This window comes from Ruegeria atlantica (assembly GCF_013032005.1).
Taxonomy (GTDB): domain Bacteria; phylum Pseudomonadota; class Alphaproteobacteria; order Rhodobacterales; family Rhodobacteraceae; genus Ruegeria; species Ruegeria atlantica_A.
Map to the genome: position 1 here is coordinate 16303 of NZ_WQBE01000013.1, position 18369 is coordinate 34671.

17 protein-coding genes are annotated in these 18369 nt (G+C 58.3%); 12 read left to right on the top strand and 5 right to left on the bottom strand.

Annotated features, from left to right (window positions below; genetic code table 11):
- The first annotated feature begins 322 nt into the window (after positions 1-322).
- Positions 323-1189 (top strand): lytic transglycosylase domain-containing protein, encoded by an 867-nt coding sequence (locus tag GOX21_RS18630; protein WP_170351443.1) that lies wholly within the window; start codon positions 323-325, stop codon positions 1187-1189.
- Positions 1190-1230: 41 nt separating this feature from the next.
- On the opposite strand, the gene GOX21_RS18635 is transcribed toward GOX21_RS18630, so the two are convergent.
- From GOX21_RS18635 to tldD, 5 genes are all read right to left on the bottom strand, one after another.
- On the bottom strand, positions 1231-1857 hold the full coding sequence (locus GOX21_RS18635; RefSeq protein ID WP_170379091.1) for a 3-oxoacid CoA-transferase subunit B: 627 nt from the start codon (positions 1855-1857) through the stop codon (positions 1231-1233).
- Entirely contained in the window at positions 1857-2561 is a 705-nt protein-coding gene (locus tag GOX21_RS18640; RefSeq protein WP_170362511.1) for a CoA transferase subunit A, read from the bottom strand. Before GOX21_RS18640 ends, GOX21_RS18635 begins: the two co-directional genes overlap by 1 nt.
- Positions 2562-2662: 101 nt before the next feature.
- The gene (gene topA, locus GOX21_RS18645) at positions 2663-5281 is read right to left on the bottom strand and encodes a type I DNA topoisomerase (protein WP_170379093.1); all 2619 of its coding nucleotides are present in this window, start codon (positions 5279-5281) and stop codon (positions 2663-2665) included.
- 161 nt (positions 5282-5442) lie between these two features.
- A complete protein-coding gene (gene dprA / locus GOX21_RS18650; protein WP_170379095.1) occupies positions 5443-6570 on the bottom strand; it encodes a DNA-processing protein DprA in 1128 nt (375 codons plus the stop codon).
- 228 nt (positions 6571-6798) lie between these two features.
- A complete protein-coding gene (tldD, locus tag GOX21_RS18655; RefSeq protein ID WP_170351433.1) occupies positions 6799-8220 on the bottom strand; it encodes a metalloprotease TldD in 1422 nt (473 codons plus the stop codon).
- Positions 8221-8396: 176 nt separating this feature from the next.
- Here tldD and coxB point away from each other — a divergent pair, with 176 nt between their 5' ends.
- The 11 genes from coxB to GOX21_RS18710 all read left to right on the top strand — a co-directional run bounded on the left by coxB (position 8397) and on the right by GOX21_RS18710 (position 18364).
- On the top strand, positions 8397-9308 hold the full coding sequence (gene coxB, locus GOX21_RS18660; RefSeq protein ID WP_170379097.1) for a cytochrome c oxidase subunit II: 912 nt from the start codon (positions 8397-8399) through the stop codon (positions 9306-9308).
- A 76-nt stretch (positions 9309-9384) separates the two neighbouring features.
- Positions 9385-10341 (top strand): heme o synthase, encoded by a 957-nt coding sequence (gene cyoE / locus GOX21_RS18665; protein ID WP_170379099.1) that lies wholly within the window; start codon positions 9385-9387, stop codon positions 10339-10341.
- Positions 10338-10499, top strand: coding sequence for a hypothetical protein (locus GOX21_RS18670; RefSeq protein WP_170351427.1), 162 nt, complete (start codon positions 10338-10340; stop codon positions 10497-10499). The genes cyoE and GOX21_RS18670 overlap by 4 nt, the downstream gene beginning before the upstream one ends.
- On the top strand, positions 10499-11074 hold the full coding sequence (locus GOX21_RS18675) for a cytochrome c oxidase assembly protein (RefSeq protein WP_170379101.1): 576 nt from the start codon (positions 10499-10501) through the stop codon (positions 11072-11074). Before GOX21_RS18670 ends, GOX21_RS18675 begins: the two co-directional genes overlap by 1 nt.
- 22 nt (positions 11075-11096) lie before the next feature.
- On the top strand, positions 11097-11912 hold the full coding sequence (locus tag GOX21_RS18680; RefSeq protein WP_170351424.1) for a cytochrome c oxidase subunit 3: 816 nt from the start codon (positions 11097-11099) through the stop codon (positions 11910-11912).
- 169 nt (positions 11913-12081) lie between these two features.
- Entirely contained in the window at positions 12082-12759 is a 678-nt protein-coding gene (locus GOX21_RS18685; RefSeq protein WP_170379103.1) for an SURF1 family protein, read from the top strand.
- Positions 12756-14144, top strand: coding sequence for a threonine synthase (gene thrC, locus GOX21_RS18690; protein WP_170379105.1), 1389 nt, complete (start codon positions 12756-12758; stop codon positions 14142-14144). The genes GOX21_RS18685 and thrC overlap by 4 nt, the downstream gene beginning before the upstream one ends.
- Entirely contained in the window at positions 14141-15403 is a 1263-nt protein-coding gene (locus GOX21_RS18695; RefSeq protein WP_170379107.1) for a M16 family metallopeptidase, read from the top strand. Before thrC ends, GOX21_RS18695 begins: the two co-directional genes overlap by 4 nt.
- On the top strand, positions 15403-15987 hold the full coding sequence (locus tag GOX21_RS18700; protein WP_170351416.1) for a GNAT family N-acetyltransferase: 585 nt from the start codon (positions 15403-15405) through the stop codon (positions 15985-15987). Before GOX21_RS18695 ends, GOX21_RS18700 begins: the two co-directional genes overlap by 1 nt.
- A gap of 101 nt (positions 15988-16088) precedes the next feature.
- Positions 16089-16907, top strand: a complete 819-nt coding sequence (locus GOX21_RS18705; RefSeq protein WP_170379109.1) for an MBL fold metallo-hydrolase — start codon at positions 16089-16091, stop codon at positions 16905-16907.
- A 38-nt stretch (positions 16908-16945) separates the two neighbouring features.
- Positions 16946-18364: an FAD-binding oxidoreductase gene (locus GOX21_RS18710; RefSeq protein WP_170379111.1), complete on the top strand. Its 1419-nt coding sequence runs from the start codon at positions 16946-16948 to the stop codon at positions 18362-18364.
- The last annotated feature ends 5 nt before the right edge of the window (positions 18365-18369 follow it).

Sequence of the window (18369 nt, forward strand, 5' to 3'; positions counted from 1 at the left end):
AATAAACCTCGGGGTCTATCAGAGCTTTCTCTCTCAGTCCGCTCCCGACCGTCTCGGTATGGCACTATGATTGCCTGTCAGGCGTGGCAGGAATTGGGCTAAACACCATTTTTTTTCTTTTCCGCTTAACTTTTTGGTAGTTTTTTCTTCAAGCTATTGAAAATAAACAAATAAAAATTCGTTACCGATTGGGGTGTTCTGTGCTGCCGATGCAAAATTGCGCCAAATGAGGCGAAATTGCCCCATTTCGACGTGTTTCTCTGGCTTTACAACGGGATTCGCGGTTCAAATCCCGTAAAAGAAAAAACATGAGGCAGGCAAAATGAAACTCCGGGACGCAATGATCTGCGCCGGCACGTTGGCTTTGATGATGTCAGGGCCCTTGCCCGCTATCGCGAATGAAGTTGAACCCAGGGGCGTATATAAAAGAGTAAAGCCCCCCAAACCGGGGACGCGACCCAAGATAACTGTTCAGATTTCGCCCGAAGAACATGCATCGGCGCCCTTCGCGCCCAGCACCGGGGCTGAGCTCGTTATTCCCGAGATCGTCAAACGCGCCAAGGTTGTACCCCCAAGTGTTCCAGGGACTGGATCGCAAAACAAGCCGGTCGGGTCTTACAAGGCTTTCTGGGATAAAATCTCACCTGCTTTGGCCGAAGCAGGAGCCTGGCGGTTGGATGCAGCCATAAACGCGCTGGCCGCGACCAATGTGGCCTCACCGCGTTTGCAGACGCTCCAGAACATTGCGCAACAACAAGGGATCGAGATTCTGCGCTCGACCGTAGGAACAAATGTATCGCCGGCTTTGGTGCTGGCCGTGATTTCGGTTGAATCAGCAGGTCGTGAGAATGCGGTCAGCTCAGCCGGGGCGCAGGGGTTGATGCAGTTGATGCCAGCCACCGCCAAACGATTTGGTGTTAAGGACAGCTTGCAGCCGTCTCAGAATATCTCGGGCGGTGTGAAATACCTGAACTGGTTGATGGAAGAATTTGGAAATGATCCGATCCTGGTGCTGGCCGGATATAATGCGGGTGAAGGTGCTGTGCGCAAGCACAGCGGAGTTCCCCCTTATGCCGAGACGCGGGATTACGTGCCCAAAGTCCTTGCGGCCTTTCAGATCGCCAAGGCCCTTTGTTCAACCCCGCCCGAGCTGATTTCGGATGGCTGTGTGTTCCAGACATTGAATTGAAAAGGCCCGCCAGAACTGGCGGGCCTTTTCAATCTAGTGGATTAGTTGACGATCTTGGCCTCGGTGGCGGCGCGAATCTCGTCTTCGGTTACACCTTCGGCGATTTCGACGATCTTAAGGCCACCGCCGACCACATCCAGAACACCCAGATTGGTAATGATGCGATCCACCACTTGTTTTCCAGTCAGGGGCAGGGTGCATTTCCTCAGCAGCTTGGACTTGCCGTGCTTGTTAGTGTGATCCATCACAACGATCACGCGGCCAACACCGGCGACAAGATCCATCGCGCCGCCCATGCCTTTGACCAGAACGCCTGGAATCATCCAGTTGGCCAGATCACCTTCCTCATCAACCTCCATAGCGCCCAGAACCGCTGCAGCAATCTTGCCGCCCCGGATCATGGCAAAGGATGTGGCGCTGTCGAAATAGGACGTGCGCGACAATTCAGTGATCGTCTGTTTTCCGGCGTTGATCAGGTCGGGGTCTTCTTCACCTTCGAACGGGAAGGGGCCCATGCCCAGCATGCCGTTCTCGGATTGTAGAGTGATGTCCTTATCACCCACATAGTTCGCCACCAGCGTCGGAATCCCGATGCCGAGGTTCACATACATGCCGTCTTCCAGCTCTTGCGCCGCGCGGGCGGCCATTTGATTGCGGTCCCAGGGCATTATGCTTCCTCCTTCTTGCGGGTGGTGCGCTGTTCGATGCGTTTTTCGTGATCGCCCTGAATGATCCGGTTCACGTAGATGCCGGGCAAGTGGATCTGGTCGGGATCCAGCGAACCGCGTGGCACGATCTCTTCAACTTCGGCGATGCAGACCTTGCCGCAAGTCGCTGCGGGGACGTTAAAGTTGCGGGCGGTCTTGCGAAAGATCAGGTTGCCGGTGTCGTCGGCCTTCCATGCCTTGACGATGGCCAGATCGGCAAAGATGCCTTCTTCCATGATATAGGTTTCGCCGTTGAAGTCCTTATGCTCCTTACCCTCAGCGATCACGGTGCCTACACCTGTCTTGGTATAGAAGCCGGGAATACCGGCACCACCGGCACGCATACGCTCAGCCAGAGTGCCTTGCGGGTTGAATTCCAATTCCAACTCACCCGCCAGGTACTGACGCATGAATTCCGCGTTCTCGCCGACATATGAGCTGATCATCTTTTTGACCTGCTTGGTTTGCAGTAAGATGCCGATGCCGAAATCATCGACGCCCGCATTGTTCGAGGCAAAGGTCAGGTCCTGAGCGCCCGACTCCTTGATCGCCTCCAACAGCAATTCAGGAATACCGCACAGGCCGAACCCGCCTGCCGCGATCATCATGCCATCCGACAACACCCCATCAAGCGCTTCGGTGGCATTGGCATAGACTTTCTTCATGGAAAACTCCCCCAATGACATGGTGATGGGCAGGTTGTGCCGCCACGTCACGGGGAAGTCAACGAATCCAAGGGGGTGGTGGTATTTCTACCTAGCCACCCTTAGGTGGCCGCCTTCTTGGTTGTGTTCTTGGCTGCCGCTTTTTTCTTGGGTGCGGCCTTTTTCTTGGTGCCCTTCTTGGCAGCCCGCTCATTGACCAGCTCAATGGCCATTTCCTGCGTCACGTCTTCAGGCTTGATATCCTTGGGAATGGTGGCATTGACCTTTTCCCACTTCACGTATGGCCCATACCGCCCATCAAGAACCTGCATTGCGCCGCCATCGGGGTGCTCGCCCAGCTCTTTGAGCGGTTTGGCGGCGGCCCTGCGTCCGCGCCCTGGATTGGCGCGCTTCTCGGCCAGCATTTCAACTGCGCGGTTCATACCGATCTCGAACACATCGTTGGGGTCTTTGAGGTTGGCATAGACCGGTTTTGCTTCCTCGGGCAATTGGTGCATCAGATACGGTCCAAACCGCCCAAAATTCGAGCTGATCATACCGCCCTCGGGGTGTTCGCCGATCTGGCGGGGCAGGGACAGCAACGTCAGCGCCTTGTCCAGATCCATGTCATCCTTGCTCCACCCGCGGGGCAGGGACGCGCGCGGCGGCTTCTTGTTCTCGGGCGTGGGTTCGCCGCGCTGAACGTAAGGACCGAACCGGCCGGATTTCAGCCAAATCTCATCGCCCGCATCCTCACCCAGCAGACGTTCGTCGCCTTCGGCCCCTTCGCCCGCGATGGGACGGGTATAGGTGCATTCGGGATAGTTGCCGCAACCCACAAACCCGCCCGTGCGCGAGGTCTTCAGGTGCAGTTGTCCCACGCCGCATTTCGGGCAGATACGCGGATCAGACCCATCCTCGCGCGGGGGGTACAGTTGCGGCGCCAGTGCCTCGTCCAACTTGTCCAACACCTCGGAAATACGCAATTCCGATGTCTCGCCAATGGCGGCCGAGAAATCACGCCAGAACTTGCCCAGCAGTTCTTTATAGTCGCGGCCACCGGCGCTGACATCATCCAGCTGTTCCTCCAGATTGGCTGTGAACTCATAGCCCACATATTGTCGAAAGAAGTTCAGCAGAAAGATCGTAACGATCCGGCCTTTTTCTTCGGGGATCAGACGGTTCTTGTCCTTGCGTACATACTCCCGGTCCTGAATCGTGGTCACGATCGAGGCATAGGTCGAGGGGCGCCCGATCCCCAGCTCTTCCATCCGCTTGACCAAGGTGGCCTCGGTATAGCGCGGCGGCGGCTGGGTGTGGTGTTGCAGGGCCAGAACGGATTCGTTGTCGGACAGGATGGCGGCCTTGTCCTCAGCCTTGGTGAACTGATCCTTCAGCGATGTCTTGGCAAAGGGTGCCGGATCGCCATGCATAATCTGCGGCAGGCGCTTCTCGTCGTCATCGGCCACATCATCGCGGCCCTCTTCATACACGCGCATGAAGCCGTCAAACAGCACCACCTGACCGGTGGCACGCAGGCCAACCTGGCCGTCGGCGCTGCCAACCTCAACCGTTGTTCTTTCCAGACGCGCGGCGGCCATTTGACAGGCGATGGTGCGCTTCCAGATCAAGTCATACAGCTTGCGCTGATCCTCATCCGTCACCTTCAGTGCCTTGGCATCCCGCGCCATGTCCGTTGGGCGGATACACTCGTGCGCTTCCTGTGCGTTCTTGGCCTTGTTCTTATACATGCGTGGGCTGTCCGGCACATATTCCGCGCCATACCGGTCGGCAATTGTATCACGGGTGGCGGCCACGGCTTCGGGCGCCATATCGATACCATCGGTCCGCATATAAGTGATGTAACCCGCCTCATACAGCCGCTGCGCCACCTGCATGGCATGGCGGGCACCCATGCCAAACTTGCGGCTGGCCTCTTGTTGCAGGGTCGAGGTCATGAACGGTGCGCTGGGGTTGCGCGCGGCGGGCTTGGCTTCGACCGAGTTAACGCTGAGCGCGCGGCTGGTGATCGCCTGAACCGCCAGTTCCGCCTGAGTGGCATTGGCCAAGTCGTGCTTGTCCAGCTTTTTGCCCGCCAGAGTGACCAAGCGTGCCTCATAGGTCTGACCGCGTGGCGTTTCAAACAGGGCACGCACCGACCAGTATTCGACAGGTTTGAACGCTTCGATCTCCATCTCGCGCTCGACGATCAGGCGCAGACAGACCGATTGCACACGTCCTGCCGATTTCGCGCCGGGCAGTTTACGCCACAAAACCGGAGACAGGTTGAACCCGACCAGATAGTCCAGCGCGCGGCGGGCCAGATACGCCTCGACCAACGGCATGTCGACCTCACGCGGGTTCTGCATCGCCTCGGTCACCGCGTCTTTGGTGATGGCGTTGAAGGTCACGCGGCTGACGGGCGTATCCTTTTTGATCGAACGGCGCTTGGTCAGCGCCTCTTGCAAGTGCCAGCTGATCGCCTCACCCTCACGATCGGGGTCAGTGGCAAGGATCAGGGCATTGTCTTCCTTCAGCGCGTCGGCGATGGCTTTGACATGTTTACGGCTGTCGTTGCCGACCTCCCATTTCATCTCAAATTCATGCTCGGGGTCGACGGAACCGTCCTTGGGGGGCAGGTCGCGAACATGACCATAAGATGCCAGGACAGTGTAATCAGGGCCAAGGTATTTGTTGATTGTTTTGGCTTTGGCCGGGGATTCTACAACAACAACAGGCATTTAAGGGGAAACCTCGCTCGACGGATTGGGCGCCTTCTATGATCGTGCAAGATGTGTAGGGCAAGAGCGAATTGTCAATGCGTTCCTTTAAATACGTGAATTTTACGGCGATTTCAGCGCGATAGCCTTCAAAAAATCAGCGCGGGGCGTGAGACGCTTGCTCAGGCCGTTAGTGACAGCAACCCACCGGGCTGACGTTGGATGCGCCCGTCCAATTCCAGATCAACCAGCGCCGGACCAATCTCGCCTGCCGTGGCTGCGATGTCGCGGATCAACTGGTCCTCGGCGATAGGCGACGGGCCAAGTCGGGCCAGAATTTCGCGATGCAGTGTGGCACCCAACGCGGCCGGTTCGGGTGCTATTTCGGGAACTGGGACCTTAAATATTTCGGGCTGTTGTTTTGGCAACGCTTCGATAACGTCTTCGGCGGACCGCGCCAGAGTGGCCCCGTCGCGGATCAGCAGATTGCAACCGGCGGCGCGGGCATCGAAAGGATGGCCGGGTACTGCCAGGACCTCGCGCCCTTGATCCAGCGCGTCGCGTGCGGTGATCAGGCTGCCGGATTTTGCTGCCGCTTCAACCACCACAACAGCCTGTGCCAGGCCCGAGATAATGCGGTTACGACGGGGAAAGTGCCGGGCTTGCGGTGTCACGCCCATGGGCTGTTCCGACAGGCGCAGGCCAGATTGGGCGATGTCCCTTGCCAGATCGGTGTTTTCCGCAGGATAAATCACATCTACGCCGCCGGCCATGACCGCCACCGTGCCGGTATTCAGCGCCGCCAAATGCGCCGAGGTGTCAATCCCGCGGGCCAGGCCCGAGACCACGACATATCCCTGTTTTCCGAGGTCGGTTGCCAGGCCACGCGCCATCCGCGCCCCTAAAGACGAGCAATTGCGCGCACCGACCATCGCAATTGAGGGCTTGCGCAACACGGATACGTCGCCAATGGCCCAAAGCATCGGTGGGGCATCGGACAAATCGTTCAGGGCAGTGGGGAAATCAGCGGACCCAAGGCACAATAGCCGCGCGTTTGCGGCTTTTGCGGCCTTGAGCTCCGCCTCAATCACGCCAGGCGGGCAAATTTCATACCCTTTAATTCCGGCGGCACGTGCCATTTCAGGCAGCGCGGCCAGCGCATTCTGCGCTGAGCCCTGTTCGCGCAGCAGCCGACGAAACGTCGCCGGGCCGACCTTGCGCGAGCGCAACAGACGAAGCCAGGAGAACCGGTCCTCTTCCGTGGTGGGTGGGAGTGTGGGGTGATAGGAAGAAAGCTGCTCTTCGGTCATCCGTTGCTCCGCCTGATTGCAGAACTGGTTTACGACTGAGGGGGTTAACAGCTTGTAAATCTTGTCAAATTATTCAGAAAATTTCCCAGAATTGATAGCGTGTTTGGTGTAACTGTCAGATAACAAACAGGAAAATAAAATGCCTGCCCGATGGAAATTCTCAGACAGGCATCAATATCGATTGATTGTCCACACGTGGCGTTAACCTTGCCGGTGACCGATTCTGTGTCAGGCAGCAGATCCGCCGACGGTCAGGCCGTCCATCAGAACGGTTGGCTGGCCGACACCTACCGGCACCCATTGGCCGTCTTTCCCACAGGTGCCCATACCCGGATCAAGCGCCATATCATTGCCCAATCCCCGGATGCGGTTCAGGGCGGAGGGTCCGTCGCCGATCAGGGTTGCACCCTTGACCGGGGCGCCAATCTTGCCGTTTTCAACGCGGTACGCCTCGGTGCAGGAAAACACGAACTTGCCGTTGGTGATATCCACCTGCCCACCACCAAAGCCCACGGCCCAGATACCGTCTTTGATATCGGCCACAAGCGAAGCAGGATCGGCGTTGCCGCCCAACATCACCGTATTGGTCATTCGTGGCATGGGCTTGTGCGCATAGCTTTGCCGCCGCCCGTTTCCGGTGGGCGCAACATTCATCAGACGCGCATTCTGACGGTCCTGCATATAACCAGTCAGAACGCCATCCTCGATCAGCACTGTCCGCGAACTGGGCGTGCCTTCGTCATCTACAGTGATTGATCCGCGTCGGTCGGCAATCGTGCCGTCATCCACGACGGTGACGCCTTTTGACGCGATCTGCTGTCCCATCAGGCCCGCGAAGGCCGAGCTGCCCTTGCGATTAAAGTCGCCTTCCAGCCCATGTCCGATGGCCTCGTGCAGCAAGATACCGGGCCAGCCGGGGCCCAGGGCCACCTCCATCACGCCCGCCGGGGCAGGGATGGCGTCCAGATTGACCAAAGCGATCCGCAGCGCCTCGCGTGCTTTGTCCTGCCAGTCTGTCGGGTCGATGAGGCCATCCAGACCAACGCGTCCGCCACCCCCGGCCGAGCCGCTTTCACGGCGGCCGTTCTGTTCAACAATGACCGAGATGTTCAGGCGGGTCATCGGACGCACATCGCGCACCAGAACCCCGTCGGGGCGCAGGATCTCGACCTCTTGCACAGCGGCGGCGATCGTGGCGCTGACTTGCACGACGCGAGGGTCGAGGTCGCGGGAAAAGGCGTCGATTTCGCGCAGGGTTTCAATTTTCACCGGGAAACTTGCCGATTCGATCGGGTCTTCGTCCGTGTAAAGCCGCGTGTTGGTGGCGCGGGGCGCCTCGGCCAAGGTGCCGCCGCCGTCGCCAACAGCCAGACGCGCGGTTTCAGCGGCGCGCTTCAATGCCGGGATCGAAACGTCGGTAGAATGTGCATAGCCCGCCACCTCACCTTGCACAGCACGCAGGCCGAATCCTTCGGAAGCATCATAGGACGCTGTCTTCAAACGCCCGTCATCAAAGACCAGAGACTCGGATTTTCGCCGCTCGACAAACAGCTCGCCATCCACGGCCCCGGCGGTGGCCGACTGCAAAACTGCAAGCGCTTCGTCCTGCGGAAGAACGCTTTCAAACGGGCGAAACGGGTCGTTGGGCATCGGTTGGGACCTTTCGAGTTTGATCCAGATCAAAAATAGCGTCTGTTTGACGCAAGCATTTTGCTTTATCTACCCGCCGGAATATGGTTTTTAACGCGGCCAAAGACAACGGGAGAGGTGCGACTGATTCACACCTTTTCGCCAGAGAAGCTAAGATCAGACGATCAGGACAGAAAATGAAGAACGCTTTGATGCTTTCCGGGCTTGCAACAGCCCTCTCCAGCCTTCCCGCCATGGCTCAGGAGCTTGAGATTATTGGCAAGCCGGTTGCCGGCGGTGTAAATTTCCAGCCTGCAGCTACAGACCTTGCCGTGGGGATTCACAGACTGGACGCGATGATTCTGGTGATCATCACCGTCATCTGTCTGCTGGTCGCGGGCCTACTGGTCTACTGCATCATGCGTTACAATCAGCGCGCAAACCCGACACCGGCGCGATTCTCGCACTATACCCCGGTTGAAATTGCTTGGACCCTGGGGCCGATCCTGGTTCTGGTCTTTATCGGTGCGTTCTCACTTCCGGTTCTGTTCAAACAGCAGGAAATTCCCGAAGGTGACGTGGTAATCAAGGTGGTGGGCAACCAGTGGTACTGGACCTACGAATATGTTGATCACGATTTTGCGTTCGACAGCTATCTGCTGGGTCACCCCGCAACTCTGGACGAAGGTGCCCGCCCGGCGGATGCCGACGTAACGCCGTTCGTTCTGGATGATGCGATGCGCGCTAAGCTGGCTGATTCCGGTTACAGCGATGATGAGTGGCTGCTGGCCACCGATACGGCCGTTGTTGTGCCGGTCGGTAAGATCATCGTCATGCAGGTGACTGCGTCGGACGTGATCCACTCTTGGACCATCCCGTCCTTTGGCGTAAAGCAGGACGGCGTACCGGGTCGTCTGGCCGAGCTGTGGTTCCAGGCTGACAAGGAAGGCATCTATTTCGGTCAGTGTTCCGAACTGTGCGGAAAGGACCACGCTTACATGCCGATCACCGTCAAGGTTGTCAGCGAAGAGGCCTATGAGCAATGGCTGCAAAGCGCTTTGGAAGAGTACGCAGGTCAGCCTGCGGCCTATCAGGTTGCCTCGAACTGATCCGGGCATTGGCCGGAAGAATACATGATGCAGGCTGCGCGGTGATCGCGCAGCTTTCACCCCAAAAGGACCCGACATGAGCGACGCAAGCTTCAATGCCAGCACCGTGACAGCGCAGACCCGCGCGGACGAGGCCAGCTTTGGCGACTATTTCGCCCTGCTGAAGCCGCGGGTCATGTCGTTGGTGGTGTTCACGGCGCTTGTCGGTCTGCTGGCGGCGCCTGTGCTGGTCCATCCCTTTGTCGGCTTCTGCGCCATCTTGTTCATTGCCATCGGTGGTGGTGCCTCGGGTGCGCTGAACATGTGGTGGGACGCTGACATTGACAAGGTGATGAAGCGCACCAAAGGCCGTCCGATTCCGTCCGGCAAGGTCGAGGCGGGCGAGGCCATGGCCATTGGGCTGGCGCTGTCTGGCCTGTCGGTGATCATGCTGGGTCTGGCAACGAACTGGTTTGCCGGAGCCTTCCTGGGTTTCACCATCTTTTTCTATGTCGTGGTCTACACGATGTGGCTAAAGCGTTCGACGCCGCAGAACATCGTGATCGGTGGTGCGGCAGGGGCTTTCCCTCCGGTAATCGGTTGGGTCGCGGCCACGGGGTCGATGACGCTTGAGCCGTGGCTGATGTTTGCCTTGACCTTCATGTGGACTCCACCACATTTCTGGGCTCTGGCGCTGTTCATGCGCTCGGATTACGACGATGCGGGTGTGCCAATGCTGACCGTGACACACGGCCGCCGCGCGACGCGCTGGCACATTCTTGTTTACACCGTACTGCTGGCGCTGCTGGCGGTTGGCACGTCCTTCTCGGGCATCGGTGGCCCGATCTATCTGACCGTTGCTGTTGTGATGAACGCCCTGTTCCTGCGCGGAGCGTGGCAGATCTCGCGTCGCACCGAGGATGACTCAGAGGCAGATAACTTCAAGGTCGAGCGCTCATTCTTTAAGCTGTCGCTGCTCTACCTGTTCCTGCACTTCGGCGCGATTCTGGCTGAGGCGTTGTTGAAACCCTATGGATTGGGAGGTTGGTCATGAGTCTGCGCAAAAGCCATGAACTGCACCAGCGCCGGTTCAACCGCAATCTGGGGGTGGGTCTGACGCTGGCTGCCTTCATTGTGATCATCTTTGGGCTAACGATCGTAAAAGTCTCCGGCACTGGCCTGGGTCAGCCGACACAAGAGGTTCAGAACTGATGGCCTTGTCCGGTCCGCAAAAAACAGTGATGCAGACGGTCAGTGTGGTCGTGCTGATGGGCGGTTTGGCGTGGGCGGCGGTGCCGTTTTACGACTGGTTCTGCCGGGTCACTGGTTTTGGCGGTACGGTTGGTGTGGCCGAAACCGCGCCCGAGGATATTCTGGACCGCAAGGTCACCGTCCGCTTTGACGCCTCGAAAGCCAAAAGCATGGCGTGGGAGTTCAAACCGGTCGAGCGTGAGATGGAAGTGCGCATCGGTGAGACCGGATTGGCCTTTTACGAAGCCCACAACCCGACCGACCGTCCGATTGCCGGGCAGGCGTCTTACAACGTCGCGCCGTATTCGGCCGGTGGGTATTTTCAGAAAATCGCCTGTTTCTGTTTTGAAGAGCAGGTGCTGCAACCCGGTGAGCGGGTGCAGATGCCGGTAACCTTCTTCGTCGATCCAGAAATGGTCGAGGATCTGGAAGCCAAATATGTGCATACGATTACACTGTCGTATACATTCTACGAAATAGACCTGCCCGAGGGCTACGCCGCCTTGGATGAGCAGGCAGATACAAATACGAACTAACGCCTGTAGGTGAGGGACGCTGATGGCACACGCAAAAAACCATGATTATCACATTCTGGCCCCGTCGATCTGGCCGCTGATCGGCGCGATCGGTGGCTTTGTGATGCTGTTCGGGGCCGTCCTTTGGATGCACGGTGTTACACCGTTTGTGTTCTGGGCCGGTCTGGTGGCCGTTCTTTACACCATGTTCGCCTGGTGGTCCGAGGTTGTGGCCGAGAGCCGCGCTGGCGACCACACGCCGGTTGTGCGCATCGGTCTGCGTTATGGTTTCATCCTGTTCGTGATGTCCGAGGTTATGTTCTTCTTCGCCTGGTTCTGGTCGTTCTTCAAACACCGCATGTATCCGATGTACGACTATGCTGGCACCGAGTACATCCAGCCGGATATTCACGCGGTTGACCCCTTCCACCTGCCGCTGATCAACACGCTGGTTCTGCTGTTGTCGGGCTGTGCGATCACCTGGGCGCACCACGCGCTGGTGCATGACAATGACCGCAAGGCGCTGATCAACGGTTTGGCTATCGGTATCGTACTGGGTATCGCATTTACCGCCCTGCAGGGCTTTGAATATTATGAATTGCTGGCGCACGAAGGCTGGAAATTCGGCGACGATCAGTTCTATTCGAACTTCTTCATGGCCACCGGGTTCCACGGTTTCCACGTGATCATCGGTACCATCTTCCTGTCGGTCTGCCTGATCCGGGCGCTACGCGGTGACTTTACCCCTGAAAAACACGTCGGGTTTGAAGCGGCAGCCTGGTACTGGCACTTTGTGGATGTCGTCTGGCTGTTCCTGTTCTTCGCTGTCTACATCTGGGGTCAGGCTCCGCTGATTTAACGCCGGTCAGGCGATCCAATTGCAAAAGCCGCCCCAAGGGGCGGCTTTTTCTATTTCCGAGGCGCAAGATTGCGCCCGATACAATTGCGTGGTTGCAATCTTGCACGTGGCACCCTTAACAAGGCGCCGGTTCAACCCGAGCCTTTAGGTAACGAAATCTGGTCCCGATATGCGCCGCATCCTGTTCCTGCTGATATTTGGTATTGCCGGTTTGGCGATCCTGTTGTCTCTGGGCTTCTGGCAGATGCAGCGACTGACATGGAAACAGGGTGTTCTGTCCGAGATTGATACCCGCATCACGGCAGCACCGGTTGCCTTACGCGACAGCGTTTCTCCTGAGGATGACAAGTACTTGCCGGTAACGATTTCTGGTGAGATGGTGCCCGGGGAAATCCATGTTCTGGTTTCGGTCAAACTTGTCGGCGCAGGTTACCGCATTATTCAGCGTTTCAGCACTGAAGACCGAACAATTCTTGTAGACCGGGGGTTTGTTCCGACCACTGCCAAGCAGGCTGAACGGCAGGTGGGTCAGATGGAGGTAACGGGTAATCTGCATTGGCCCGACGAGGTCGACGGGTACACACCCGAACCGGACATGGAAAGCAATATCTGGTTTGCCCGCGACGTGCCCAATCTGGCCGCTGCTTTGGGGGCTGAACCGGTGCTTCTTGTCGCCCGTTCACAAACTGACCCGGGCGTGACGCCCCTGCCTGTCGACACTGCGGGTATTCCCAATGACCACCTGCAATATGCAATCACATGGTTTGGTCTGGCTCTGGTCTGGGCCGCGATGACCGGTTATTTCCTGTGGCGCAATCGCGCCCCTTCTGAAAGTGAAGAGCAATGAAATACATCTCGACCCGTGGCCAAGCGCCTGAACTGACCTTTGAAGAGGCGATGTTGACCGGGCTGGCCCGCGATGGTGGCCTGTACCTGCCTGCCGAAATTCCGGTGATGAGCCAGGAAGAGATCGCAGCATTGGCAGGGTTGCCCTATGAGGAAATCGCGTTCAGCGTGATGTGGCCCTATGTCAGCGGGTCCTTTGCCAAGGATGAGTTCAAGGCGATCATCGCCCGCGCCTATGAAGGCTTTGGTCATGATGCCCGTGCGCCACTGAAGCAGCTGAACGAAAACCACTTCCTACTGGAGTTGTTCCACGGTCCGACACTGGCGTTCAAAGACTTTGCCATGCAACTGATCGGGCAACTGTTCCAGGTGGCCCTGAAGCGGCGCGGTGAACGTGTGACCATCGTGGGCGCAACCAGCGGCGATACGGGCTCGGCCGCGATTGAGGCGTTCCGGGGGCTGGATGCCGTGGACGTGTTCATTCTGTTCCCCCATGGTCGTGTGTCCGAGGTGCAACGCCGCCAGATGACCACGCCGGCAGACAGCAATGTGCATGCATTGGCCGTTGATGGCGACTTTGACGATTGTCAGGCTGCCGTAAAGGACATGTTCAACGATTTCGAATTTCGCGATGGGGTGAAACTGGCGGGCGTGAACTCGATCAACTTTGCCCGCGTGTTGGCGCAGGTGGTCTACTATTTCTCGGCTGCGGCCAGCCTGGGGGCACCGCATCGCAAGGTCAGCTTCACTGTGCCTACCGGCAATTTCGGTGACATCTTTGCCGGTTATATCGCCAAGTGCATGGGGCTGCCCATAGATCGGTTGGTTGTGGCCACAAATCAGAACGACATTCTGCATCGCTGCCTTTCGGGGCAGGGGTACTTCAAGGGCGACACCATTCCTTCGATCAGCCCGTCGATGGATATTCAGGTCAGCTCGAACTTTGAACGTGCGCTGTACTATGCCTATGGCGAGGATGGCAGCGCTGTATCGCAGTTGATGGATGAGCTGAAGAATGGCGGCTTCAACGTCAGTCAGGGCGCGATGGAAGCACTGCGCGAGAATTTCGACTCGGGCCGGGTGTCCGAGGATGAAACACTGGCCACCATCAAATCCGCATTGGCCCACAGCGCCGAGCTGGTTTGCCCGCACACCGCGGTCGGTATCAAGGTCGCCGAAGATCACCGTGCGGCTGACGTTCCGATGATCACTTTGGCCACCGCACATCCGGCGAAATTCCCGGCGGCGGTTGAGAAGGCGAGTGACGTACATCCGCCTCTTCCCTCTCGCATGTCTGATCTGTATGAACGTCCGGAACGGGTGACCCGCATCGCCAATGATCTGGGTGCCATTGAGGATCATATCAAAAGGCATATTGCTGAGTGACTGTCAGACAAGACCAACTGAAGAACGGCTTTCGTATCGTCAGTGAACATATGCCGGGGCTGCAATCGGCGGCCATCGGCATTTGGGTAACAGCCGGTGGGCGGCATGAACGGATCGAGCAGAACGGTATTGCCCATTTCCTTGAACATATGGCGTTCAAGGGAACTGAGCGCAGGTCTGCGCTGCAGATCGCCGAAGCGATCGAGGATGTGGGCGGGTATATCAACGCCTATACCTCGCGCGAGGTGACGGCCTATTACGCACGCGTTCTGAAAGACGATGTGGCGCTGGCGATGGACGTGATTGGTGACATCGTTCTGAACCCTGTCTTTGACCCGCGCGAGATCGAGGTCGAGCGCGGCGTGATCCTGCAAGAGATCGGCCAGGCTTATGACACGCCGGACGACGTGATTTTTGACTGGTTGCAAGAGCAGAGCTATCACGATCAACCGCTGGGTCGCACCATTCTGGGCCCGACTGAGCGGGTCAGCGCGTTTTCGCGCGAGGACCTGTCGGGTTTTGTCGCCGAGCATTATGGCCCCGAGCAGATGATCCTGTCTGCCGCGGGTGCCGTGGATCACGATGCACTGATGAAAATGGCCGAAGAGATGTTTGGCCATCTGCAACCGCGCAAAGGGCTGGTTCCTGAAACGGCCCGCTTCACCGGCGGCGAAGCGCGACAAGAGAAAGAGCTGGAACAAGCCCATTTCGCACTCGCGTTGGAAAGCCCCGGCTACCGCGACGATGAGATCTATACGGCACAGATTTACTCCACCGCTTTGGGTGGCGGCATGTCCTCGCGCCTGTTTCAGGAGGTGCGCGAGATACGTGGCCTATGCTACACGATCTTTGCGCAGACCGGGGCCTATGCTGATACCGGAACAACAACGATCTACGCAGGCACCTCGGCGGATCAGGTCGCAGAGCTGGCCACGATTACCATCGATGAGATGAAGCGTGCCGCCGAAGACATGAGCGCCGAAGAGGTTGCCCGCGCCCGCGCGCAGATGAAAGCCGGGATGCTGATGGGGCTGGAAAGCCCATCAAACCGGGCGGAACGCCTGGCGCGTCTGGTTCAGATTTGGGACCGGGTGCCGTCGCTTGAGGATACGGTCGCCAAGATCGATGCGGTCAGCACCGGGGATGTTCGTGCGTTTGCAGAAAAGATGGCGCTTCAGGCGCCGGCGGCCTTGGCGCTCTACGGTCCAGTTTCCGCCGCGCCCACGCTGGCAGAATTGCAGGAGAGGCGTGCGGCGTGATGCTGTTGGGCAGACGCAAGCTGAAACTCGAGACCGAGCGCCTAAGCCTGCGCCCGCCCGTTCACTCTGATTTCAACGATTGGGCGGCGCTGCGGCGAGCGTCCCAAGAATTCCTTACCCCGTGGGAGCCGATCTGGGCTAAGGATCATCTGACGCGCAAATCTTTCACCAATCGCGTCTACTGGGCGCAGCGTTCAGTGGCCAGTGGCACAGCGATTCCTTTGTTCCTATTCCGTCGATCCGATGATGTGCTTCTGGGGGCGATCACGCTGGACAACGTGCGCCGCGGCCCGGCGCAGGCTGGGACGCTGGGATATTGGACCGGTCAAACCTTTGCCCGCAACGGGTATATGCGCGAGGCGATAGGCGCGATTGTCCATTATGCCTTCACTCGCCTGGATCTAAGCCGGATCGAGGCCGCGTGCCTGCCCGAAAACAAGCCCTCGCGCGGGTTGCTGGAAAGCTCGGGCTTTAAATATGAGGGCGTGGCGCAGTCTTATCTGCAGATCAACGGGCGGTGGCGGACACATGTCCTGTATGCCAGCCTGCGGTCGGATCGGCGCGGCAAGACGGACGCGGGGTAGGGGCTTTGCCCCCGGCGCGGCCAGCCGCACCTCCCCCGAGACTTTTTTGGCCAGATGAACAAGGGGCATGACTTGTTGGCGTTCTGCGCTACACTTGCCCCATGCGCTGGATTGTTGCGGTATTGATGGTGATCTCGGGCGGGGCTGTGGCGCAGGAGCGGCGGCCGAGCCATTGTATCGCCATCGCGGATGCCGCGCCGGGGATCGAGTATATTCACAAGGCGGCGTGGCAGGACCCGATCCCGGAATTTTCCGTGCGGATCAGCTATATCGCCCATGCCTCTTTCCTGATCCAGACGCAGGGCGGGTTGAACGCAGTGACGGATTTCACCGGCTTTATTGGTAGTGCCGATTTGATCCCGGATGTGGTCACCATGAACCATGCGCACAGTACTCATTGGACCGCTCATCCCGATCCTGCAATCCCGCATGTGTTGCCGGGGTGGGGCGAGTTTGGGCAGGGTATCGATCATTACCTTGATCTGGGCGAGATGCTGGTACGCAATGTCTCGACCGATATCCGATCTGCGTATGGCGGCGTGGAAGAGCGCGGCAATTCGATCTTTGTGTTCGAGGTGGAAGGGCTGTGCATCGGCCATCTGGGCCATTTGCACCATATACCATCCGATGAACAATTTGCGGCGTTGGGGCGACTGGATGTTGTTATGGCGGCGGTGGATGGGGGAACGACGATGCCTCTGCCCGAGATGATCTCGGTCCTCAAGCGGCTGAAAAGTTCCGTTATCATCCCGATGCACTGGTTCTCGGGCTTTTCTCTGGACCGGTTTCTAGTCGATATCCGCAATGATTTTCCGGTTGAACGCAAGGGAGCAACCGAAATCACCGTGTCGCTGCGTACTCTGCCAAGTCAGCCAACAGTGGTCGTGCTGGAGCCGCAGTATCTGATCGAACTGGAATAGGGCTTGTCCGAGCGCGCTCGCTTGGGCAATGAGGTGGCATGACACTGAATCCTGCCGATGAGAACCTGGCCCGTTTGATCCGGGCTGATCTGGGTGAAGATATTTTGCGCCCGGTCACGGAACGCTATCTGGAAGAGCCACGGGGGCGTTTTACCGGACATGCCGGTTTGTTGGCCTTACCGCGAACGGTTGATGAAGTAGCAGCGCTGGTGCGATTGGCCTTGGATAAGCGGGTACCGGTAGTGCCTTACGGTGGTGGCACAGGGCTGGTAGGCGGACAGGTAATGCCGGACGGGCCAGCGCCCCTCTTGATCTCGTTAGAGAGGATGACCGCGATCCGGGCGGTTTACCCGACCGAGAACATTCTGATTGCCGAGGCAGGTGCCATTCTGGCAGATGTACAAACCGCCGCGGAAGAGGCGAACCGGTTATTCCCTCTGGCTCTTGCAGCGCAGGGATCTTGCCGGATCGGGGGCAACCTTGCCACCAACGCGGGTGGGGTCAACGTGTTGCGCTATGGCAATGCGCGCGACCTTTGTTTGGGGCTTGAGGCGGTTCTGCCCAGCGGTGAAATCTGGCACGGGCTCAGCCGGTTGCGCAAGGACAACACCGGCTATGATCTTCGTAACCTGCTGATAGGTGCGGAGGGTACATTGGGGATCATCACCGCTGCCTCGTTGAAACTTTCTCCGCGGCCCGAGGCGGTCGGAACCGCGATGCTTCAGGTCGCTTCACCCCAAGCGGCGATCGATTTACTATCATTGGCCCACGACCAACTGGGTGAAGCGGTCAGCACCTTTGAGCTGATCCACAAGCAGGGGCTGCAATTCCTGACCGAGGTTTTGCCAGATGTGCGCCAGCCATTTGAGACGCAGCCTGAATGGTGCGTTCTGATCGAACTTGGATTGTTTGCGGGGCACTCGCCCGCTGACGCGCTGGAAAGGCTGTATATCGATGCGGACAAAGCTGGCCTCGTCGGGGAGGCGGTTATTGCGCAAAGCGAGGCGCAGCGTATGGACCTATGGGCCGTGCGCGAGCGTATCCCCGAGGCCAACCGGCTGATCGGGTCGGTGTCCAGCCACGATATCTCGGTCCCGATATCCCGAATTCCCGAATTCATTCAACGCGGGGCCGAGGTCGTGGCCGCGCTTGGGTTGTTCCGCATCAACTGTTTTGGTCACGTTGGTGATGGCAATCTGCACTACAACGTGTTCCCGCCCTTGGGCCACAGCCGTTCGGAGTTTGATGGCGAGAGACAGGCCGTCAAACACGCTGTGCATGATCTGGTGGAGGCCTTTGGTGGCTCGGTCAGTGCCGAGCATGGGGTAGGGCGTCTGAAAGTCGATGATCTTGAGCGCTATGGCGGCGCGACAAAGCTGTCTGCAATGCGTGCAATCAAAGCTGCGCTGGACCCGCAGGGGATCATGAATCCGGGTGCGGTTTTGAGGGCGGATTGATCGTG

Bases quoted from the DNA above. Each gene is read 5' to 3' on its own strand.
- GOX21_RS18705 (WP_170379109.1), top strand. From the start codon at position 16,089: ATGCGCTGGATTGTTGCGGTATTGATGGTGATCTCGGGCGGGGCTGTG.
- GOX21_RS18685 (WP_170379103.1), top strand. From the start codon at position 12,082: ATGCGCCGCATCCTGTTCCTGCTGATATTTGGTATTGCCGGTTTGGCG.
- GOX21_RS18670 (WP_170351427.1), top strand. From the start codon at position 10,338: ATGAGTCTGCGCAAAAGCCATGAACTGCACCAGCGCCGGTTCAACCGC.
- GOX21_RS18635 (WP_170379091.1), bottom strand. From the start codon at position 1,857: ATGCCCTGGGACCGCAATCAAATGGCCGCCCGCGCGGCGCAAGAGCTG.
- topA (WP_170379093.1), bottom strand. From the start codon at position 5,281: ATGCCTGTTGTTGTTGTAGAATCCCCGGCCAAAGCCAAAACAATCAAC.
- GOX21_RS18675 (WP_170379101.1), top strand. From the start codon at position 10,499: ATGGCCTTGTCCGGTCCGCAAAAAACAGTGATGCAGACGGTCAGTGTG.
- GOX21_RS18640 (WP_170362511.1), bottom strand. From the start codon at position 2,561: ATGAAGAAAGTCTATGCCAATGCCACCGAAGCGCTTGATGGGGTGTTG.
- GOX21_RS18680 (WP_170351424.1), top strand. From the start codon at position 11,097: ATGGCACACGCAAAAAACCATGATTATCACATTCTGGCCCCGTCGATC.
- GOX21_RS18630 (WP_170351443.1), top strand. From the start codon at position 323: ATGAAACTCCGGGACGCAATGATCTGCGCCGGCACGTTGGCTTTGATG.
- GOX21_RS18700 (WP_170351416.1), top strand. From the start codon at position 15,403: ATGCTGTTGGGCAGACGCAAGCTGAAACTCGAGACCGAGCGCCTAAGC.
- thrC (WP_170379105.1), top strand. From the start codon at position 12,756: ATGAAATACATCTCGACCCGTGGCCAAGCGCCTGAACTGACCTTTGAA.
- tldD (WP_170351433.1), bottom strand. From the start codon at position 8,220: ATGCCCAACGACCCGTTTCGCCCGTTTGAAAGCGTTCTTCCGCAGGAC.
- GOX21_RS18710 (WP_170379111.1), top strand. From the start codon at position 16,946: ATGACACTGAATCCTGCCGATGAGAACCTGGCCCGTTTGATCCGGGCT.
- dprA (WP_170379095.1), bottom strand. From the start codon at position 6,570: ATGACCGAAGAGCAGCTTTCTTCCTATCACCCCACACTCCCACCCACC.
- coxB (WP_170379097.1), top strand. From the start codon at position 8,397: ATGAAGAACGCTTTGATGCTTTCCGGGCTTGCAACAGCCCTCTCCAGC.
- cyoE (WP_170379099.1), top strand. From the start codon at position 9,385: ATGAGCGACGCAAGCTTCAATGCCAGCACCGTGACAGCGCAGACCCGC.